This is a genomic window from Providencia sp. SP181 (genome assembly GCF_050446505.1).
Classification (GTDB): Bacteria; Pseudomonadota; Gammaproteobacteria; order Enterobacterales; family Enterobacteriaceae; genus Providencia; species Providencia vermicola.
In genome coordinates this window covers 273,600-295,272 of record NZ_JBBPXM010000003.1, presented here as the reverse complement: position 1 = coordinate 295,272, position 21,673 = coordinate 273,600, and the positions used below count along the sequence as shown (strand labels likewise).

Sequence of the window (21,673 nt, the reverse complement as noted above, 5' to 3'; positions counted from 1 at the left end):
TCTTATAGGCTCAATTGGAGCCCACCCTCTCGCCTTATGGCATTTAAAAAGCACGACAAAACAAGAGTGCCGTGCCATCCTGTCATTTGTTACTGCGTTTTTTTACCGTATTTATCCCGCATTACCCATTGGCTTAAGCAAACAAGTACCAGCGACATAATCAGTAGTACCGTTGCCAGCGCATTCACTTCGGGGGAGACGCCCACTTTGACCATTGAGTAGATTTTTAACGGTAAAATTTCATAACTTGGCCCCGTCACAAACGACGACACAACTACATCATCCATCGATAATGTGAAGCTAAGCAGCCAACCCGCAACTATCGCAGGGAGCGCCAATGGCAGAATAATTTTACGTAAAATAGTAAATTCACCCGCTCCGAGATCCCGCGCGGCTTCCAGCATTTTTACATCGAAGTCTTTTAACCTCGCATATACCGTTACCACTACAAAAGGCAGACAGAAGGTAATGTGCGAAAACAGCAACGACCAAAAACCCAATGAAACGCCCAAAATCATAAACAGCACTAATAACGATATTGCCATCACGATATCGGGGGACATCATCACCACAAACAACATTCCCCCCACAAAGGGCTTGCCGCGAAAACGGTAACGAAATAGCGCAACCGCCGTTAATGTGCCAATCACAGTGGCAAATGTGGCGGATAACACCGCCATGGTTAATGAGTGCCCCGCCGCTTCTAATAAGCTGTCGTTATTACTTAAAAGTTCATACCATTTTGTTGAGAAACCCTGCCACTGAATACCAAAACGCGATTCATTGAAGGAGTTAACAATCAAAATGATGATTGGAATATAAAGATACGCATAGACGATGGCCATAAAGCCACCCCGCAAAGTACGCCCGATCATTCTTCATACGCCTTTTTATTCAAAAGCTTAGCCGCTCGGTAATACACATACAGCAACAGCCCCATCATCACCGTCAGGAAGATACTGGTTGCGGCACCAAATGGCCAATCACGAATATTGAGGAACTGGCTTTTTATCACGTTACCAATTAGGAGGTTTTTCGCGCCGCCCATTAAATCGGCGACATAAAACAGCCCCATCGCAGGCAATAAAACCAATAAACACCCTGCAATAATACCTGGCATCGTTAATGGAATGATGATTTTCACAAAGGTCTGAAATTTATTAGCGCCGAGGTCCCTAGCTGCTTCTAAATATGACTTATCCAATTTCTCAATACTCGAATACAGCGGCATCACCATAAAAGGTAATAAGATATAAATAAGCCCAAGCACAACCGCTTCTGGGGTGTACATTAAACGAATCGGTTTATCAATAATCCCAATCCACAGCAAAAAATCATTCAGATAGCCTTTGGTGCTCAAAAAAACTTTCAAACCATAAATACGGATCAGCGAATTCGTCCAAAACGGAACAATCAACAAAAACAACATAAGTGGCTGGATGCGTTTGGGTAATTTCGCCAAAATAAATGCAAATGGATAGCCGATCACAAGGCAAAAGAATGTCGCGATCAAGGCCATATTCAGTGAATGCAGCATCACTTCTGCGTACATGGGATCGGATAAACGGATGTAGTTATCCCATGTGAAGATCAGATCCACTAGATTGGTATCACTGCGTGTTAGAAAACTGGCTCCGATGATCATGACATTTGGCAAGAAAACGAACAAGACCAGCCAAGCGACAATCCCAGTGATGATCACATTTTGCAGGATCTTGTGTTTACGAATGATCATCCAGCACGACCTCCCAGCTTTCCACCCAAGTTACAGCAACTTTTTGATTCAAGGAGTGGTCAACATCGGGGTCGTCTTCATTAAAGAATTCGCTCACCATGACAATTTTGCCGTCTTCCATCTCAACCACAGAGTCCAAAGTCATGCCTTTATAATTACGTTCACGCACGTAACCAATCAGCCCTGGATGATTTTCTGCATCATTCACTTCTTCAACACGTAAGTCTTCAGGGCGCAAAAGTACATTAAGATGCTGCCCTTCTTTGACTGAGAGCTCAGTGAAAATATCGCACTCATGGCCTTCAACATTGGCACGAATACGTTTTTCATCAATGCGATACAACACTTTCGCATCAAAAATATTAATTTCACCGATAAACTGAGCAACAAATAGGTTTTTAGGCTCCTCATAAATTTCACGAGGTGTACCATCTTGCTCAATTTTCCCTTCACGCATGACGATGATCCTGTCAGACATTGCTAAGGCTTCTTCTTGGTCGTGGGTAACAAAAATAAAGGTAATTCCCAGTTTCCGCTGAAGGGCTTTTAGCTCATTCTGCATTTGCTTACGCAGTTTGTAATCCAGCGCAGACAATGATTCATCCAGTAATAAGACTTTTGGGCGATTCACCACGGCACGGGCGATTGCCACACGCTGCTGCTGCCCGCCAGAGAGTTGATTCGGCCTTCGCTGCGCAAAATCTTCCAATTGCACCATACGCAGTGCCTGATCAACGCGCTTTTGAATATCGGCTGCAGGCGTTTTTTGCATACGTAAGCCAAAAGCGACGTTGTCATAAACCGTCATATGAGGAAAAAGAGCATAGCTTTGGAACACGGTATTCACGAAACGTTGTTCCGCTGGAATATCCGTAATATCTTGACCATCAAGAATAATTTGACCATCATCGACATCTTCCAGCCCAGCAATAAGACGTAAAACCGTCGTTTTACCGCAACCAGAAGGCCCCAGAATGGTCAAAAACTCACCGTTCTGAATGGTTAAGTCAAGTTCAGAAATAATTTGTTTGCCATCAAAACCTTTATTTAAAGATTTTAATTCGACGAGTGGTGTCAGAGAGGTTGTCTCAGTCATTTATAATACACTCTATCCCTAGGAATAATGCAGATAGAACCGCCACCGTTAAAGACTGTATAAGCTTGTCGGAGGTTTACTCTCTTCATACCTCAAGTGATATGGGTGCTCGCTTCACGCTGCCATTCGAACCACATACTTATGTATGCTCATCGAGATGCCATCATTTGCGGCCTACATATCACTGGAATTATTTTGAGTAAATAATTTTCCCCAGCAAAGCCCAAAACCAGTAGCGCCATTTTTCAAATTCATTGAGCCCTGCATGATAAACACAGTTTTTATAAATTGAAAGCCATTTTCGACACTTCGTTTGCCTTTCATTATGAATTCACAATAAATAAAACTGTTTTTTGATAAAAATAAGCAACATAGCGATATATATTGTTACTATGCCGTTATCTATAGGTTTCCCTTATACATCTAAGTTCCTCCCTTAAGCTAAATACCTTACAATTCACAAAGTTAGTCGCTAATAGATGAATAATTAAATTCATTTAAAATTTAATTATTTCTTAAATTAAGATATGAGGAATATATCTTGCTACAAACTCATAAAATATCCCACTGATTAAAATAGAATTATCAAAAACTGAATCGTTTAAACTTACTAAAACAACTGGAAATGTAATTTATCCTAATGAAATACTTAAAAACTAATAATTCATAATTACAATGATAAAGAGAAAAACATCATTAAATATAATTTTATGTGATTTATATCTAATTTTTATCGTGAAGTGGTTTTTATCTCGATAACTTTAACCAACATCATATTATCAACCGCATCCCTTTGAATATAATGGCCAAATTGGTATAATTTCAGCCTAAATTGTTTCTTTTCGTGATTTCTTTTGTGATTTTTGTTTCATAATTACACTTATAAATTTTACTTTGTTCCTTTGTACTGAATTTATTAAAGAATAAGCACAAGCCTACGGGTGATTATTTTTTGGATATTCCACTGAAATTAATATGTGAGTGAGCAAAATGGCTAATAAAGAGTTTTTTTATCAAGAACCTTATCCGCTATCTGAGGATAAAACTGAATATACCCATGTTTCTGATAAATATGTTTCCGTCGAGCAATTCGCAGGGAAACCCATTTTAAAAGTTGACCCCGAAGCATTAACACTGCTTGCTGAACGGGCAATTTATGAATCGCAATTCTTCCTAAGAGCCGCACACCAGAAGCAAGTTGCGGCTATCTTGCATGATCCAGAAGCTAGCGAAAATGACAAATATGTTGCACTGCAGTTGCTACGTAACGCTGAAATTTCCGCAAAAGGTATTTTACCAAACTGCCAAGATACAGGAACCGTTGCGGTGGTTGGGAAAAAAGGCCAGCAAGTTTGGACGGATTGCGATGACGAAGAGTATCTCTCTCGTGGAATTTATAACGTCTTCCAACACGAAAACCTACGTTTTTCTCAAAATGCCCCGCTAGATATGTTTAACGAAGTGAATACTGGCACTAATCTGCCCGCACAGTTTGATATCTTTGCGACCACAGGTGATGAATACCACTTCCTGTTCGTCAATAAAGGTGGCGGTTCTGCTAATAAATCCGCGCTTTATCAAGAAACAAAAGCAACCTTAACCCCAGCTAAGCTAAAAAATTTCTTAATTGAAAAAATGCGCAATCTGGGAACAACGGCTTGCCCGCCTTATCATATTGCTTTTGTTATTGGTGGAACTTCAGCGGAAACAACGCTAAAAACAGCAAAACTGGCCTCTGCAAAATACTATGATAATTTGCCGACAACAGGTAATGAATATGGCCGTGCATTCCGTGATATTGAGCTAGAAAATGAGTTATTAGAAGCCTCTCGTCATCTTGGTTTTGGTGCACAGTTTGGCGGTAAATACTTTGCTCACGATGTCCGCGTTGTACGTTTACCTCGCCATGGTGCATCTTGCCCGATCGGTTTAGCCATTTCTTGCTCAGCAGACCGTAATATCAAGGCAAAAATAACCAAAGACGGCCTATGGCTAGAAAAAATGGAACATAATCCAGCGCAATATATCCCTGAATCAATGCGTACCCAAACTGAAGGAAAAGTGGTTCATATCGACCTTAACCGTCCAATGAAAGATATTTTGGCGGAATTGAGTAAACACCCTGTATCGACCCGTGTTTCTCTCAGTGGCCCACTGATCATCGCGCGTGATATTGCGCACACCAAGCTCAAAGAACGTTTAGATAACGGCGAAGAGTTACCGCAATACTTCAAAGACCATATGGTGTATTACGCAGGACCTGCCAAGAAACCTGAAGACATGGTATCTGGCTCATTAGGCCCAACAACGGGTAACCGTATGGACCCTTACGTTGATCTGTTCCAATCCCATGGTGGTAGTATGTTAATGCTCGCAAAAGGGAACCGTACTCAAGCCGTTACTGACGCGTGTAAAAAACACGGTGGTTTCTATTTAGGTAGCATCGGGGGTTCGGCGGCAATCTTAGCGCAAGAATATGTTAAGAGTTTGAATTGCTTAGAGTATCCAGAATTAGGTATGGAAGCGATTTGGAAAATGGAAGTTGAAGGTTTACCTGCTTTTATCCTTGTTGATGACAAGGGAAATAACTTCTTTGAGCAAGTTCAGAATACAAATTGCCAAAAATGCATAAAATAGCGCCATTGCACTGTACCAACGGAATACGCTAGCTGAAGTTAGTTAGTGTCGCCAATAAGCAATGTAAAATAAAAGAGCTGGCATATTGCCTGCTCTTTTTTATTCCCTAGTTCTATCAATAATAATTAATACGAACTATCGTAGATGCTTGAAAGCCACCTGTTTTTACTGTGCCCGTTTTCTTTACCGTCGCACTGTAATCACGAGTTACTGATGTACTTCCTTGCGGTAAACTACCGAAAAACTGGAAGTAATTAAACTTAATGTCGCTGTTTTTATCGTCCTTGATCACAAGGTTCATACCATTTTTCAAATCAATTGCATACTCACCATTAAGTGGATCCGTGGTTTCAAAATTGATATTCATGGAGAAATTATCCAAGCACCCTCTTTTTACCGCTTGAACCTGAAAATCCTTTTTAAACTCTTTACCTTGATTAAGCTCTGTGATCATCAATTGGCCAAAGTCAATTTGCTGAGATTCAGGAAAAACCTTGATATCAGCGCCACATTTTAAAAAGCGGATCCCTTGAAGCCCTGAAATAGAATAGCGTAAGTTTTTAGCCCCTGGAGTGGTATTAATCCCCCCACTTCCATCAAATTGGAAAACGGTAAATTGGTTATCACCCAAATAGTTGCCTGATGGTGGAACCACTCCTGTCACTTTGATGTATAAAGTAAACGTCACCGTCACGGTGACATTTTGCTTACCGCTAATCGGTGGTGTGCCTAAACTGACTTTTTGCTGGTCGTGTTCAAGTTGTTCACCTTGATAGTTCGCTCCAAGTAACAAACCTGTCCCTAACTTTTGTGATGTCGGGTTAAAATACATATGAACAACGTCAACCATGTTTCCCAATACGTTATCGCAATATACCGTAACGGTCAGTGGGTCTGATTGCCAAATAATCGTTCCCTCAGGGGTATCCGCTGGTATAGCAAGTTGCCCTACAGGAACAGGTGGTTTAATCACAACCCCCGTCCCTTTTTCAACACAATCCAATGCAAATGTCTTTGGGCTGATAAAAACAAATAAGAATAAAAAGTAGAACCCATACTGCTTAATAAACTTGTGTATCATAATTTATACACCTTTATATATAGGTAATATTTAAGGTAATTTGCGTTTTAATATTACCCACTGTTAATTCACTTCTTGAAAGATAGCTTTCCAACATGGAATAAATCACAATCTGTTGATTATCATCGAAATAAACTGGGTAATTTCGATATTCACCATTTGGGATTGTATTGCCCTGCTTATCCAGCAAACGAATGCCATAACCATTTAAAATTGTTTTACCACCAAATAAATTACGGTCAGTACTCGCTGTGGGTTCTGAAATGAACATGATCCTAACGACAGGATCCCGGTCATCACGATCCCGCTTTGGGAAAATGCAGTCATCAAATTTCAATTTGATCTCATGTTTAGGGCTTCTATCCCCGATCTCATTGAAATAATTAAGAGAAATTGGGCCTAATTCAATATTTTGATCCATCGAGGAAAGCGTGATTTTACAAGGCAAAGCCACGACATTACCGGTAAAATTGAGGTCGCCTCGCATCATGCTGCTGTCTGCGTATGCATGACTCCCAAACAGGGATAGCATGAAAAAACCTATTGAAAAGCAATAATTTCTCATCTCTAAAATCCTATTGGCTTTCTTTTGACAGCTGGCATATCGATGCCGCACACTGATACGTCAACATTTTCATTCCGCCGTAGTCATCCATATATCCCGCGTAAAGTTGGCTAAAACTTGCACTTGGTACAGAAACACTTTCTTTTGATAATGGCGCTACCATGACACTCTCAAAACCTGGAAAGTTATTCTTATTGTTGTGACTTAAATAACCCAACGTGACGTAGTATTTCGTTGGATTTTCAATGAGCAACTGACTACCAGAATGCGTAAACTTCAGTTCTTTCGCCCACACTTTATCGCTGTTATTTTCAATTTGAGGTGGCCGATAAAACATTTTTAAACGGCTCTGAATCGCAATTTGCACCACATTTTCTTTATCTGAAACAGGAGGGATTTCACGCACATTCAGGTAAAACAGCGACTCCCTATCCTGAGGCAATGTATCAATCCCTTCAGTCTTAATAATTTTAATTTGGTTTTTTGCATTCGGCTCAACACGTTGCATAGGTGGCAAAACAGTAAAAGGCTCTGAGACTTTGTTCCCCTTCGCATCTTCCATCCATGATTGCGCCAAATACGGCATTGTTTTACTTTGGTTATTAATCACTAAGCTAATCGATTTATCTTTGCCTGGAAAAATAATACGGGTGCGATCAATATTAATTGCCGCAGAGGCGACTTGCATGCCAGCAAAGATTAATGAAAACCCAAAGACAACTGCATACTTTTTACTCATACATCATTCCTTATTGGCAAGGGATCAAGACTTTACCTTGATTCTTTTCAGTCATATTCGGTAAGTTCAAGCGACATTGATTTGTACCACTTGCCCACTTAACAATGTAACTTTCATCTGGGTCTATCCCAGTCAAATAAGCGACACCACTGTCTGCGATAATGCCAACTTCCCTAGAGGTATTCACTTCGATGACACTCGTCCCCAGAGGTGGATAATTACCGTTACTCAAACGGATCACAGCTAAAATACGTTTCCCTTGGTTCGCTTTTATTTTTTGATAACCAATTGAGCCTTCAGTTAATGTTTTCCCAATAATGTTGTCATTCACATCAACATCATCGGGCAACGTATTCATATCAATGTACACATCCGAGTTTGAAAAACTGTTCAAACTTGTTGCAACACCGATACCGAAGCGGTTGGTGACGGACTCGCCATTATCAATAGAAATACCCGCAACGTTATCGCTATCAATCATGACGCGCGGTTCATTGTTTGTGCCATTACGGTGCATCGCAGCACCATATTTAGTGGCTGTCATAGAGCCATACCAGCTCCCACCAAAGGCGCGATAAGAATTCACATTTTCCGTTGCGTTAACATTTAATACGCCATATGGGGAAGAGCGTTGATAGCTACCACTAATATTCGGTTCTGCACGCCCGAGTTCATGCTGATCGCCACCTACTCGCATACTCCAGTAATTATTTTGCTCATTTGGGCTGTAATAGGCGACAGATTGCCCAAAGTTATGATCATTATCTGCGTATTGGGCGTCATAGCTCACTGATCCACCATTTTCTAACGGAATTGAAAATGACAGATAAATTTGATTGTCATCGGTTTCTTCGTATTTAATTTTATTGAGAGACAATGTTCCTGAAATATTTTTAAGCTGCCCAACACTAAACAGTTTACTCAGGCTCATTCCAAAGTTTGTTGTCGACTCACTGCTCCAAAACTGATGGTGTGAGGCATTAAAGTAAACCGTTAAATCCAATGGGCTAATGTATTGGTTAAAAGAAGCGGTATACACGTTTTTATCACGCCTAAAATCAAGAACACCATTAGCAGCATCAATATATTGCGGCATGGTTAGGAATTCTTTTTCAGAGAATTTGTAGCCCGCAAAAGTGACTTGTGAGTTGGTGGATTCGAAACGTTTCGAATAATTCAGACGATAACTGTTTCCTGAATAAGAACCAAAATGATCTAAATTTGCATGGGTACGCGTAATATCCAGCGATATTGCCCCAAACACATTCATGTTTTGTCCAATACCCAAGTTGACGGCTTGATAATTATTATTATCGACAGTGGCAATTAACCCGCCAAAAATGGAGGTATTGCCAAATAACCCATAAGATAATTCACCCGCAATAAACCGTGGCTCGACTTTCTGAGAACGCCCAAACGGATCCGACTGCCCCATCGTCAATTTATAAAGAAGCTGCCCTTGGCGCGTTAAAAATGGCAATGATGCCGCCGTCACTTGATAAGTCGTTTTTGAGCCATCCTCTTCCTCAATGGTCACATCTAACGTACCTTGTACTGCTTCCGTAATATCTTGAATATTAAAGGGACCGGGTGCCACTTTAGCTTGTTTAATGACACGCCCATTTTGTGAAATAATCACCATGGCATTGGTTTTAGCAATACCCGTCACCTGTGGTGCATAACCACGCAATGAAGGAGGGAGCATACGATTATCACTAAAGAGAGATGCCCCAATAAAACGGAAACTATCAAACAAATCTGTTTTTAAATAAGACTCCCCAAGTAAAACTTTTGCGCCCATTTCAGGTAATGCACGAAATGCATAAAGCTGAGTCCAATCAAATCGTTCATTCGTTTTTCCTTGAGAACGATTATATTGATACTGATAGTCTGCACGGAAACGCCAAGCACCTAAGTTCACGCCAGCCGTACCATTACTGCTACCGCTAAATGTTTCACTGGTGTTTTTAGGGGAGGTGTAATTTAAAAACAGGTTGTAGTCGAGAAATGCGCCTGCGATTCCATTTTCCCATTGGGACGGCGGAACCCAGTACGGATCATCATATTCTAACCAAGCTTGAGGAATAGAAAATAAGATATTCTGGTTCTCTTTATCAAATCGATAGTGAATATCTAGCTTTTTAGATAGTTCAACACACTGGTTATTATTATTTTGCAGAAGTTCTTCCTGAACTTTCTTTTTTAATGCAAAAAGAGTGACCATCTCTGGTGTAACACAGAGTGTTGAATTATCTTTATTCTCTTCAATAAATTTAATTAGATGTTGACCCGCTAATTTCCTACCATTCAGTGTAATATCCGTAAGATATTCACCAGCAGGGATAAAATCAGGATTTGAAAACTGACTTAAATCAATATTGTCTCTGTCCTTTGCATCAATAATATTCATATTAAATTCGACTGCATTGGACATTCCTGAAAAAGAAAATGCCAATACAATAGAAAATAATATTTTATTCATTTTAAACTGAGGCAATAAAGACATGATGTTCCCTGTCAAAAAGATAAAAAATCAAAATAAAAAGGGAAAATAACAGGCAAAAATATGCCTGTTATTTAAGGTATAGATTAGAGGTAATTTAAAGCGTAAGTCGCTTGAGAAATGATGCTACCAGTTTCTACTTTGTTACCATTTGCTTCAACACGTGCACTAAATGCTAATTTGTTAGGGCCGTCAGCTAATGGCAATTCAACACTTGTGTCACCCACTTTCATTGTTGCGCCATCAGCATTAATCAGACGAACACCAACACCTTTAGAAGTACCTGTATTTGCTAACAGTTCTTTTGCCGTTGTATCTGGCGTACCAGTGAAAGTCACTTTAACTTTGCTAACTGCAGGGAAAATAACTGTGTCTGAAGCATCTTTAACTTCACCTAAATCACAGTTTTCTAATTGAATATTATATTGAACGCTTTGGCTAAATTTATTACCAGTTTCTAATACTTTATTAGCAACTTGGCCAAGGTCAACGTTAATTGTACCATCACCTGGGATTGAACAAGGTGCATTGATAACTTTACCAGTGAAGTTGATGATACCACTTCCTTGGTCTACAGGTGCTGCATTAGCAATACCAAACGAAGAAGCGATAATTGTAGCTAATGCAATTTTAGTTAATTTCATTTATATTTTCCTATAAAAAGACGACAGATGTACCAATCACTTAATAATTAAAACAATTATTAAGTTGATATTTTTTTGCTGAGGATATAGTAAAAATAACATTTATCCCTCTAATTAAGGAATAAATTAGTTTTATTTAATTGAATTTATTTTTATATTATTTTTATATTGGATATGAGAATATCCTTAACTTTCTTAGTTAATTACTTTCTTTATTTAAGAACACATCGTCAATAAAAAAACAAATCATCTCTGTTTCTAGAGCACTAGCTAATACATGCAAATTTTCGATATTAATGTTGCACTCCCCTCTTTCATAGCGTGAGATCTGCTGCTGACTTACACCAACAAGATTTGCAAGCTCAATGCCAGAAAGACCTAAATGCTTTCTTCTTTTTCTTATTTCTCTACCTACAATACGATTTACATTTATCATCAACTATAGCCCAACAAACTTAAAATATTAAACGGCTAAACTATATTACAGATCAAAAACCTTTAGAACATAAAAATTTATCTTTTGAAATGCAAATTAAAATATTGCAAATCAATTAAAACACGAAATTTGAGTTAATTATAAATTTGAAGATATAAAAGTAAAACTGTTTATAACGATCAATAAAATAGATTAAAGCCAGAGAAACCTATCAATATTAGAGTATTTCAAATTTAAATAGTGACCAATGAAAAACAACTCAATAAAGTTAAATTTTTTAATATAGAATAATTAGAAAAACAACAACTAACCTTTTGATTTATTTTAAGTAAATATAGATTACCATTAACAATGGTAACTTAGATAAATACAGGTTTATTTTAGATTATTTAACTTAGTGATTAAATATTTACTATTCAAAATAGACATCTTGATTAATAAGCTTTTTTACATAAAAAATAGGTAAATTAATTTTTAATTTACATTATTTTAGTTTATATCAAAAATACCACTCTCAATGGTATTTTAATTTTTATGGTTTTTTAAAATTAAATATACAGGAAATCTCATTAACTCATTAAACGAGTACGAGATATAAGAAAATTGATTTAAGAGAAGGTAACTCATTTTAAATACGTAAATCTAGCAAATTATCGCGCCCTTAAGCAGGAGTGTTAACGATATCATTAAATAATGCCATTTTAAGTAAAGTGGTCACACCAAGCGACTAAAATACCTTTTATTTAACATATAGTTACATTTGCTACAAATTGTAACCAAGTGATAAATATTATTAATGAAATTAGACGTTTTTTTTCTAGTAACAAAAATAAAACATAATAATTGAGTAATTAGCTCACGGAAAAAGTGTAAAACAGGTATTTATACTTAGTTAATCACCCTGTTTTAGGTAAAAAAACTTCGATGATCTAGTAACAACAATATTCACCAGCTCAGTCTAGACGGAAATTAAGCGCTTAATCACAAGAATAGAGTACTTTTTTAGTGCTAATTAAGCCCTTTTACGGCTTTTTAGTTAAATAACTAAATGCTAATCAATAAGTTATTTTTTATCCCTGCAGATTATATAAGAATATTCCACCTAATAAGAGATTTTTTTTCGAAGAATATAATGCATTTCAACTTTTTCACTCAATTTAAATCATCGATATTCGACTAGTTTTTCTATTTCGATAACCAATGGTTATTAAAATGAAAAATAACTCATTATTTTTTTTCAAAATAACGTGTTTTTATTTTGCTAATAAAGGAGATATTGATGAATAGACAACCATTACTTCGCGCTGCAACGGTGCAATTCCAACACCAAGCAGGCAATAAAGACTACAACTTAGCCTGTATCCACAACTTCATTACGCAAGCTGCACAAAAAAAGGTCAGAATGCTCATATTCCCTGAAATGTGTATTACTGGGTATTGGCATGTCCCAAAACTGTCTGATGAAGACGTTTATGCACTCAGTGAAATCTTGCATGACAGCCCTTCATTAGCCCCTATTCGCCAACGTGCCATCGAATTAGATATGCTTATTGGCGTTGGATTCATTGAAAAAGGCCTCAATGGTAAATGTTATAATACCTGGGTCGCTTGCATGCCTGACGGGCAGTTATATGCGCACCGAAAACTGCATGCCTTTGAGCATCCAGTTATTCAAAGCGGTGATAACTACACGGTGTTTGACACCCCCTGGGGTGTCAAAGTCGGCATATTGATTTGTTGGGATAATAATCTGATTGAAAACCCGAGAGCTACTGCATTACTTGGCGCTGATATTATCCTTGCACCTCATCAAACGGGTGGAACAAACTCCAGTAGCCCGTATGGTATGAAGCGCATACCACTGCATTTATGGGAAAACAGAGAACAAGACCGACAAGCACTGATCGATGCATTTCAAGGGGAAAATGGTCGAAACTGGTTATTACGCTGGCTACCTTCACGCGCCCATGATAACGGTGTTTTTTACCTGTTTAGTAATGGCGTTGGCCGTGACGACGACGAAGTTCGAACAGGAAATGCGATGATAATCGACCCTTATGGCCGCATTATTCAAGAAACGACTGCCACTGAAAATGACATGGTCATCGCTGATTTAGACCTTAACTTACTCCCCAACTCCAATGGGAGACGTTGGTTAATGGGACGACGTCCCGAACTCTACACAATTCTTAATACTACAATGGGTTACGAAACAGATATTCATCAGGTTCGTTTCGCATCTCAAGCAACACCTTTTATCAAAAAATAAATCAGTCCCTGTAAAATAGCGAATGCTATAGTGGTTTATTCATTATATAGATACTATAGCGTTTATCATTTTCTGTAAGAGGTAAATATGGATACCCGACTTCTTCGCGCCTTTATTACTCTTGCGGATACAAAAAATTTCAAAGAAGCCTCAACACGCTTATGCATAAGCCAGCCTGCATTAACAAAGCAAATTAAGTTATTAGAAGAGCAACTCAATTTACGGCTATTTGAACGAGGCCGCCACGGCGCAATGCTGACAGAGCATGGCCTTACATTGCTACCCCATGCAAAATTAGTCCTGAACCACGTACAAGAATTATTGAATCAAGCATTGACGATCAAGGAAGAGCCCCCTAAAGTTTTGAATGTCGGTTTTGGGATCTCATCTTTTCAAGAGGCCTCTTTATTTGTTGCTCACTTACGGGAGAAACTACCTAGCGTTGCCATTGTGTTGGACGATATGCCATCACATATAATGAGAGAGAATCTTCTTACTCATCAATTAGATATTGCATTCACTCGCCGTGTCTCCCATGGTTCAATAACAAATATTATTAGCCAACCCTTAAAAACGGAAGTTTTAGCCCTCGCTATATCACGCGAATACGCACAACATAATTCGATACGGGATTATTTAACACAATATCCATTGCTTATGTTACGTGCAGAGCGCGGCCTTGGCCTTTACCAACAGATTCAGCGTTACCTGCAATCGGAAGAGTTACATATCTCTCCCTTACAAGAGGCCAGCGATATACAAACGCTTATTGCATTGGTTGCCGCCAAAGTGGGCGTTAGCCTTATTCCTTACAGTGCAAAATATATTGCACAAGAAGATATCCACTTTATTCCTCTTCACCACTGTGAGGCAGCAAATTGGCAAATCGATGTCGTTTGGCAGGCTTCATTACCCAAAGCATGGCAACGCACTTTCCGCACTTTGATTGATGAAATGCATGAAACCCCGTGAGCGATAGGCAATAAGAAGAACTCCGTAATTCCTATATATTAAATAAATGAACTCTGATATTTATTGTTGTTATCTTGGTTAGATAGGCACTTTATATATGTCCGCTAATAGGTCAATTGCTCCACTTAAAATCATCGCGTCTGGCGTTGCTTTGCCTGAAAACAAAATTTACTCCTCTATGCTCGATGAAAAATTCAATAAAACAAAAGGGTTTGTGGAGAAACATTCAGGTATCGAATATCGCTATCATGCAAATAATACTGATTCACAAGCACAGTTGGCTGCACAGGCCATTGCAAATGCATTACAGCATAATCAGTTATCACCACAAAGTATTGATATGCTGATTAACGCCTCAGCGATCCCTGTTCAGGCATTACCTTGCTCTGCTGCCCACATCCTTGAACAATCAAATTTAAATGATGGTATTGCCTGCTTTGATATCAACTCCAGTTGCATTAGCTTTATTACTGCGCTACAAGTGGCTGCGGGCATGTTAGCAACAAGCCAATACCAACGAATAGCCATTGTCTCTGCTGACATAGCCTCACGGGGCATCGACTGGCAAGATAAGGAATCATCGCTCATTTTTGGTGATGGTGCAGCGTGTGTGATTGTTGAAAAAGGGGATGGCACCAGTGGCATTCTTTCTTACACTCACACTACACACACTGACGGGATTGATTTTTGTGAAATTCGCGCAGGTGGAACACGGAAAAACCCACGTTCAGGAATGACTGAGGATGATTTCCTGTTTCATATGCAAGGTAAAAAACTTTTCCGCATGGCATCTGCCTTAATTGAAGAATTTATGCAGCGGGTCTTCACCGAGTCAAACTTACAACTCGAACAAATTGATACTGTCGTGCCCCACCAAGCGAGCCATTTATCGTTAGAACACATGCGTCAACGTGTTGGCGTGACATCCGATCAGCTCATTGATATCTATCGCCATCGAGGTAACCAAGTTGCAGCATCGATTCCATCGGCACTGCACGAAGCGATTATCACAGACCGTTTTTATGAAAAACAACATGTGATGTTAATTGGTACTGCCGCAGGTTTAGCGCTGTGTGCCATGGTATTAGTGCCATGAAAATCTTAGTCACAGGTGCCACAAGTGGGCTTGGCCGAAATGCTAGTGAGTACTTACTGGGGCGAGGTTTTGACGTTGTCGCTTGCGGGCGAAATCCACAAGCAGGAGAACAGTTAATCACAATGGGTGCTGAGTTTGCCCCTTGTGAACTGGCAAAGCTCTCTTTGCAAGAAGCGAAAGAGATGATGACTGGCTGTGATGCCATTTGGCACTGTGCGGCACTCTCTTCACCATGGGGCAAGCGCCAACATTTTGAAAGTGTTAATTTTCATGCGACTCACACATTAGCCACCGCAGCTGGCGAGCTAGGAATAGCACGTTTTATTCATATTTCGACCCCCGCCATTTATTTCAATTTCACCCATCAACGTGATATTACAGAAACCACCCAGAATACTCATTTCGCCAATCAATATGCGAGAACAAAATATTTAGCGGAAACAGCTATTCAGCAATGTGTTAAGCAGTATCCCAATACCCGCTATACCCTATTGCGGCCTCGTGGGTTGTTTGGCCCTCATGACCGCGTGCTACTGCCGAGGCTATTGGCACAAATCAAATCTCGTCAGGGTAAGTTAGTACTTCCTAACGGGGGAAATAACCATTTTGACTTAACCTATGTGGGGAATGTGGTTCACAGCATGCAACTGGCTACGCATAAAGACGCGTTACAAAGCGGCGCAACCTATAATATTACCAACCAACAGCCGCAAGCACTAAAACACACATTGCAGCAACTTTTCCATGAGCTTCAACTCGAGTGTGAAATTCGTTCCGCACCTTATCCCCTGTTATATAGCATTGCTGTGTTACTTGAGGGCATCAGCCATCTCACTGGAAAAGAGCCGCTTCTCACCCGTTATAGCCTCGGTGCAGCTTATTTCACCATGACGCTTGATAACCAAAAAGCCCAACAAGAACTAGGTTATTACCCGTTATATTCCATGGAGCAAGGAATTCATTTAACCGCTAACTGGCTAAAACAGCAGGAGAATTGATGTTAACCATTCACCAATATGAAGTTGGGTACTGCACACATCCAGGCTGTGTGGCCCTAAAAGGTGCCAGTTTTAAGTCTTGCAAATTCCCTGCCCGTGCATGGTTGATTGAAGACGAAAATCAGCGTTGGTTATTTGATACGGGATATGCCACCCATTTTTATGATCATACACGCAAAGGCATCATGCGGTTCTATCGTACGGTAACTCCTGTTTATTTCGAAAGCAAAGATGCGTTAGTCAATCAACTGGCAAGCGACGGACTTAAACCGAAGGACATTAATGGTGTGATTTTATCCCATTTCCACGGTGACCATATCGCAGGGCTGCGCGATTTTCCCGAGATGCCAATTATTTGTTCTGGTGATGGTTGGGCAAAAACACGTCCATTAACGGGCTTTGCCGCCCTGAAAAGTGCGTTTGTTCGCGGCTTATTACCTGATGACTTTGAACAGCGAACCGTATTTTATGAAGGCTTTGAACGTGTTGCCCTCCCCTGTGAATTACAAATACTCGGTGAAGGCTTTGCTGTGAATAAGTCAAAAACCTTATTAATTGTGCCACTCCCAGGGCACGCAGCAGGCCATATTGGCTTATGCGTGTTAACGGAGGCAGGATGGGTGCTGCTTGCAGGGGATGCGGCATGGTCGCCCACCAATTACCGTGAACTACGGGGCCCGATGGCTATCGCTAATATCATCATGGATGACAAACAAGCGTATTATGAAACACTGAATAAATTGCATGAAATTGATAAGCAAAATATTGTTATTCAGCTCTGCCATGAAGGTGATTTACAGTGATATTGTCGATGCTTTGGCACTATTGGCGAGCACGCCGTTTGTCATTCAAAAACCGCACAGATTTAGAGGCTTACCAGCAAAAGCGTTTGGCTCAATTTAAACACAAAATACTGGCAAAAAGCCCTTATTTTCGTGCCTATATCGACCGCCCTCTACATGAATTTCCTATTATGAACAAATCCATCATGATGGAAAATTTTGACCAAATGAATACCGCTGGCCTCTTAAGCCAAATGCTTCTCGAATGTGCACAGAAAAGTGAGCAATCGCGTGATTTTGCCCCAAAAGTTGGCCGTTATAGCGTTGGGTTATCTTCTGGTACATCAGGGCGGCGCGGCATATTCGTGGTGAGCCCACAGGAACAAAGTATCTGGTCTGGCAGCATGTTAGCTAAAATGTTGCCCAAGGGACTATTCCACGGTGAGCGAGTTGCCCTCTTTTTACGTGCCAACAATAATTTGTATGAAAGCGTGAATAACCGCTGGATATCCTTACGGTTTTACGACCTGTTTGCGGATTTTCAGCAGCAACTGTCCGCCCTTGAAGCCTATCAACCCTCAATTATTGTCGCACCTGCACAAGTGTTGTGTGCCATTGCTGATGCCATTATCCACCAGCAAATCCAGCTAACCACCCACAAAGTGATTTCAGTGGCAGAAGTTCTTGAACAACAAGACAAAGAGAAGCTTAAGCGCTGTTTTCCACAAGTGGGCGAGGTATACCAAGCCACAGAAGGCTTTCTGGGTTGTACCTGCTCACATGGCACGCTGCACTTAAATGAGTCTTTCCTGCATATTGAACCTAATTGGTTAGATGAAACACGGTTTTCGCCGATAATCACCGATTTTACCCGCCAAACACAGCCGATTGTGCGTTATCAGCTTGATGATGTATTGGTGGTCAAACAAGCGCCGTGCCCTTGTGGCTCTCCAGAACTTGCCATTGAACGTATTGAAGGACGTTGTGATGACTTACTGCAACTGACTGATCAACAAGGTAATATGACCACAATTTTTGCCGATCCTTGTGCGAGAGTCATCGTGAATAATTTACCCCTCACTGCGGATTTTCGGCTTACCCAACAAGGTTACCATTTATGCTTGCAAGCCGAGTGCAGTGAAGAAGAACTTGCTCATTGCCATCAACAACTGGAAAATTACTTAGCCAGTCAACGCGTGGATATTCAGCAGTTACATTGGGAATTATTAGCTAAACCTATTGAACAATCACTTTCCATCAAAAAACGCCGCATTACCCGCAAGGAACCGCAATGACAAGCAACGTCTTATTCCAGCGCTTAACCTATTGTTTGATTGGCTGGGGAACCGTTGGCATTGTGTACAACTACACAGGGCAAATTGTTGAGAATGCCAATATCTTAAGCCCAAGTGCCGTTGATAACATCGTGCCATTCTCCCCACATGCAGTTTGGTTTTATCTGTCGTTCTTTTTATTTATTCCACTAGGCTATTTTTGCAGCCCCATTGAGCGCGCCCGTTTATTAATGTTCGCCATGCAATTGTGTGCGTTGGTTTCTGGCGCAGTTTATTTACTGTATCCCACCACGATGCTGTACCATGAATATGATTTAACAACATTTTCTGGTCATGCATTATCGGCATTGATCGATATCGATAGCCCACAAAATTTATTACCTTCTCTACATGTCTCATTGACTCTTGTGGTACTGAATGCATTATGGTCAGTAAAATATAAATTTCGCACATTAACTTATTGTTTATGGGCCGCCGCTATCTGCGTGTCCGTATTGGTGTTAAAACGCCACTTGTTTATTGATGTTGTCACTGGAGCAGTAACGGCTTGTTGCGCGCTGTGGGTTGTCCACGCTGCAAAATACCGCTTAGAGAGAAAACGCTCATGAATGAATTAACCTTTCCCATTATTTTTATGTTAGCGATCGTCGTCGCAGAAGGCTTAGTGATCGCCAAAACACAAAAGGGTACGGTAAGCTGGCAAGAATTGGTGTTCAACCTGAACTCTGGCCATATTATGTTATGGTTATTTAGAGGGTTAGAGATTTTTTGCTATGGGTTTGTGGTCACTCACTACTCTTTCAACCTTGTTGAAAACTGGCCAACAGTTTTAGTTTGGGTTTTTACAATCTTAGCGTGGGACTTCGGCTTCTATTGGCTCCACCGATTGCACCATACTTATAGAATACTCTGGGCAGTACACGTTGTGCATCATCAAGGGGAGCATTATAACTTGTCGTTAGGGGTGAGAAATTCGTGGTATTCATCTCTCACATCAATCCCCTTCTTTATGTTATTAGCGTTAATGGGCATTCCGCTTGAGGTTTTCCTTACTGTGTCGATTTTGCACTATACCATTCAGTTCTTTAACCACAGCGCCCTGATCCCGCGCTTGGGTTGGTTAGAGAAATTTATGGTGACGCCGCAGCACCACCGCGTTCATCACGTCAAAGAAGGGCATTATTCCAATCGCAACTTTGCAGGAAGCTTTATTTTTTGGGATAAGCTGTTCGGTACGTTTGCCAAACTCCCTGAAACTGAACATCATTTTGGTATTAAAGGTACTCCAGCCTCTGAAAACCCATTTATTGACAGTAACTTACCTTTCTGGCGGATGATTAAACGTGCCAGTAAACCCGCACAAAAACCAACGCCGCTATTTCGCGTAAACCAAGTTGCCTTAGTAATGGGAACATTACTCTTATTCTCCCTAGTTATCGGCTATGTCTACCTTTACGGTTATGGCTACCAAGGCACTACGCTGCAACAAGTCGTTTTATTTGTGCTTTTGGCACTAGGAACCGTGGCATTATCAGGGATTTCTGATGGGCGAAAATCAGGGTTAATGAGCTGGTTTTTTATCGCCTGCTTACTACTGATTTGTGTGGTATTTATTTGGAAATGGACGACAGCCTTCTGGGTCATTTTTACCAGTGCGTTGTGGTTGCACAGCTTATTGATGTTAGTTGGGTTTGGCCGAAAACCGATAGTGGTGGCGAATGTCGCTTAAACCGCTTAGGCCACTCAGTTACCAGCACCGCCATGATCAAGACTTCCAAAAAGCCTTGAATAAAGCGGCTAAACAATATTTGCATGATAATGCCGATCATCGATTTGCTGACGGACGTTTTTATGCCAAAAGCGCCGTGTTGGTATTGTGCTGTTTAGGCAGTTATTTTGCGGCACTGTTACTCGATACACCTTGGGCCTTTTTTGTTTTTTACCCCTGTTTTGTCTGCTTCGCTTTATTATTGGCCATTAATTTAGTACACGACGCCTCACACAATGCGATTTTTAAACACGCCAAAGCCAATTATTGGCTCAACTTTTGGATCACCATTCCCCTTGGCTTAGACCCTGAGTGTTGGCGCGTGCGGCATATTATTTTTCACCATGCTCATACCAATATTCGCCATTACGATTTGGATATTGAAGAGAATTTTGTTTTACGCCAAACCCCTTACCAACGTTGGTATCCTTTTATGCGAGCCCAACACCTGTATTGGCCATTGATTGCAGCAATGACATTCCCTGCACTCATTTGGTTTTTTGATTGGATGGACAGGTTTCACTTTACCCGCGTAGCGCCCCATATGCGTCATCAAGGGCAGCAAGGTATATTGGCGTTTATCATGGCAAAATTACTGCATTTGGTGATGGCCATTGTGATCCCCGCAATCGTTTTGCACGATATCAGCCTTGGCACGCTGCTCTTGACCTACGTACTCAGCCAAATGTTTGCATCATTAATATTTGTTGTACTAATACTCGGCACCCATTGGGCAAAAGCCACCTTCTATACCCCGCCTAAAGAAGGAAACATGCCTCATGGTTTTTATACCCACACATTTTCAACCACTTATGACTGGCAAACCACACCACGCTGGCTAACCTATTGGCTAGGCGGGCTAAACCTTCATCTGACTCACCACTTATTTCCCAACTGGAATCATCGCCATTACCCTGCTTTGGCAAAAATTATTGAGCAAACCGCAAAGCAGTTTTCAATGGATTACCACTGTATTAGTGCCAAAGAATTGTTTGTGTATCAGCAGCGTTTCTTAAAAGAGATGGGGTCAGGCAAACAGCTCGATGAGCACTGAGTT

The 21,673-nt window shown here is 40.4% G+C and carries 19 protein-coding genes; 10 read left to right on the top strand and 9 right to left on the bottom strand.

Annotated features, from left to right (window positions below; all coding sequences use genetic code 11):
* Window positions 1-89 precede the first annotated feature (89 nt).
* The 3 genes from potC to potA are packed head-to-tail and all read right to left on the bottom strand — an operon-like array spanning window position 90 to window position 2,831.
* The gene (gene potC / locus AABS66_RS07095; RefSeq protein ID WP_206083433.1) at window positions 90-875 is read right to left on the bottom strand and encodes a spermidine/putrescine ABC transporter permease PotC; all 786 of its coding nucleotides are present in this window, start codon (window positions 873-875) and stop codon (window positions 90-92) included.
* A complete protein-coding gene (gene potB / locus AABS66_RS07090; protein WP_206083432.1) occupies window positions 872-1,735 on the bottom strand; it encodes a spermidine/putrescine ABC transporter permease PotB in 864 nt (287 codons plus the stop codon). Before potB ends, potC begins: the two co-directional genes overlap by 4 nt.
* Window positions 1,722-2,831, bottom strand: a complete 1,110-nt coding sequence (gene potA / locus AABS66_RS07085; RefSeq protein ID WP_206083431.1) for a spermidine/putrescine ABC transporter ATP-binding protein PotA — start codon at window positions 2,829-2,831, stop codon at window positions 1,722-1,724. The genes potB and potA overlap by 14 nt, the downstream gene beginning before the upstream one ends.
* A gap of 990 nt (window positions 2,832-3,821) precedes the next feature.
* Between potA and AABS66_RS07080 the strand changes: the two genes are divergently transcribed.
* On the top strand, window positions 3,822-5,468 hold the full coding sequence (locus tag AABS66_RS07080; RefSeq protein WP_206083430.1) for a fumarate hydratase: 1,647 nt from the start codon (window positions 3,822-3,824) through the stop codon (window positions 5,466-5,468).
* Window positions 5,469-5,583: 115 nt separating this feature from the next.
* On the opposite strand, the gene AABS66_RS07075 is transcribed toward AABS66_RS07080, so the two are convergent.
* From AABS66_RS07075 to AABS66_RS07050, 6 genes are all read right to left on the bottom strand, one after another.
* Window positions 5,584-6,549 carry a fimbrial protein gene (locus AABS66_RS07075; RefSeq protein ID WP_206083429.1) on the bottom strand — a complete coding sequence of 322 codons (966 nt, stop codon included), beginning with the start codon at window positions 6,547-6,549 and terminating at the stop codon, window positions 5,584-5,586.
* A gap of 13 nt (window positions 6,550-6,562) precedes the next feature.
* The gene (locus AABS66_RS07070; protein WP_206083428.1) at window positions 6,563-7,081 is read right to left on the bottom strand and encodes a fimbrial protein; all 519 of its coding nucleotides are present in this window, start codon (window positions 7,079-7,081) and stop codon (window positions 6,563-6,565) included.
* A gap of 43 nt (window positions 7,082-7,124) precedes the next feature.
* Window positions 7,125-7,853, bottom strand: a complete 729-nt coding sequence (locus tag AABS66_RS07065; protein ID WP_206083427.1) for a fimbrial biogenesis chaperone — start codon at window positions 7,851-7,853, stop codon at window positions 7,125-7,127.
* A 10-nt stretch (window positions 7,854-7,863) separates the two neighbouring features.
* Window positions 7,864-10,359: a fimbria/pilus outer membrane usher protein gene (locus tag AABS66_RS07060; RefSeq protein ID WP_430224719.1), complete on the bottom strand. Its 2,496-nt coding sequence runs from the start codon at window positions 10,357-10,359 to the stop codon at window positions 7,864-7,866.
* A gap of 83 nt (window positions 10,360-10,442) precedes the next feature.
* On the bottom strand, window positions 10,443-11,000 hold the full coding sequence (locus AABS66_RS07055; RefSeq protein WP_206083425.1) for a fimbrial protein: 558 nt from the start codon (window positions 10,998-11,000) through the stop codon (window positions 10,443-10,445).
* 199 nt (window positions 11,001-11,199) lie between these two features.
* Entirely contained in the window at window positions 11,200-11,436 is a 237-nt protein-coding gene (locus AABS66_RS07050) for a helix-turn-helix domain-containing protein (RefSeq protein WP_206083424.1), read from the bottom strand.
* A 1,279-nt stretch (window positions 11,437-12,715) separates the two neighbouring features.
* Between AABS66_RS07050 and AABS66_RS07045 the strand changes: the two genes are divergently transcribed.
* The 9 genes from AABS66_RS07045 to AABS66_RS07005 all read left to right on the top strand — a co-directional run bounded on the left by AABS66_RS07045 (window position 12,716) and on the right by AABS66_RS07005 (window position 21,670).
* Window positions 12,716-13,705, top strand: coding sequence for a nitrilase family protein (locus AABS66_RS07045; RefSeq protein ID WP_206083423.1), 990 nt, complete (start codon window positions 12,716-12,718; stop codon window positions 13,703-13,705).
* 87 nt (window positions 13,706-13,792) lie between these two features.
* Window positions 13,793-14,677, top strand: coding sequence for a LysR family transcriptional regulator (locus tag AABS66_RS07040; protein ID WP_206083422.1), 885 nt, complete (start codon window positions 13,793-13,795; stop codon window positions 14,675-14,677).
* Between the two features lie 97 nt (window positions 14,678-14,774).
* Entirely contained in the window at window positions 14,775-15,773 is a 999-nt protein-coding gene (locus AABS66_RS07035; protein ID WP_206083421.1) for a 3-oxoacyl-[acyl-carrier-protein] synthase III C-terminal domain-containing protein, read from the top strand.
* A complete protein-coding gene (locus tag AABS66_RS07030) occupies window positions 15,770-16,771 on the top strand; it encodes an NAD-dependent epimerase/dehydratase family protein (protein ID WP_206083420.1) in 1,002 nt (333 codons plus the stop codon). Before AABS66_RS07035 ends, AABS66_RS07030 begins: the two co-directional genes overlap by 4 nt.
* Window positions 16,771-17,574 (top strand): MBL fold metallo-hydrolase, encoded by an 804-nt coding sequence (locus AABS66_RS07025; RefSeq protein ID WP_206083419.1) that lies wholly within the window; start codon window positions 16,771-16,773, stop codon window positions 17,572-17,574. The genes AABS66_RS07030 and AABS66_RS07025 overlap by 1 nt, the downstream gene beginning before the upstream one ends.
* Before the next feature lie 8 nt (window positions 17,575-17,582).
* On the top strand, window positions 17,583-18,848 hold the full coding sequence (locus tag AABS66_RS07020) for a F390 synthetase-related protein (RefSeq protein WP_206083797.1): 1,266 nt from the start codon (window positions 17,583-17,585) through the stop codon (window positions 18,846-18,848).
* A complete protein-coding gene (locus AABS66_RS07015; protein ID WP_206083418.1) occupies window positions 18,845-19,456 on the top strand; it encodes a phosphatase PAP2 family protein in 612 nt (203 codons plus the stop codon). Before AABS66_RS07020 ends, AABS66_RS07015 begins: the two co-directional genes overlap by 4 nt.
* Complete coding sequence (locus tag AABS66_RS07010) at window positions 19,453-20,577, top strand: sterol desaturase family protein (protein WP_349415539.1); 1,125 nt, start codon at window positions 19,453-19,455, stop codon at window positions 20,575-20,577. Before AABS66_RS07015 ends, AABS66_RS07010 begins: the two co-directional genes overlap by 4 nt.
* Complete coding sequence (locus tag AABS66_RS07005; protein ID WP_272539337.1) at window positions 20,567-21,670, top strand: fatty acid desaturase family protein; 1,104 nt, start codon at window positions 20,567-20,569, stop codon at window positions 21,668-21,670. The genes AABS66_RS07010 and AABS66_RS07005 overlap by 11 nt, the downstream gene beginning before the upstream one ends.
* Window positions 21,671-21,673 lie beyond the last annotated feature (3 nt).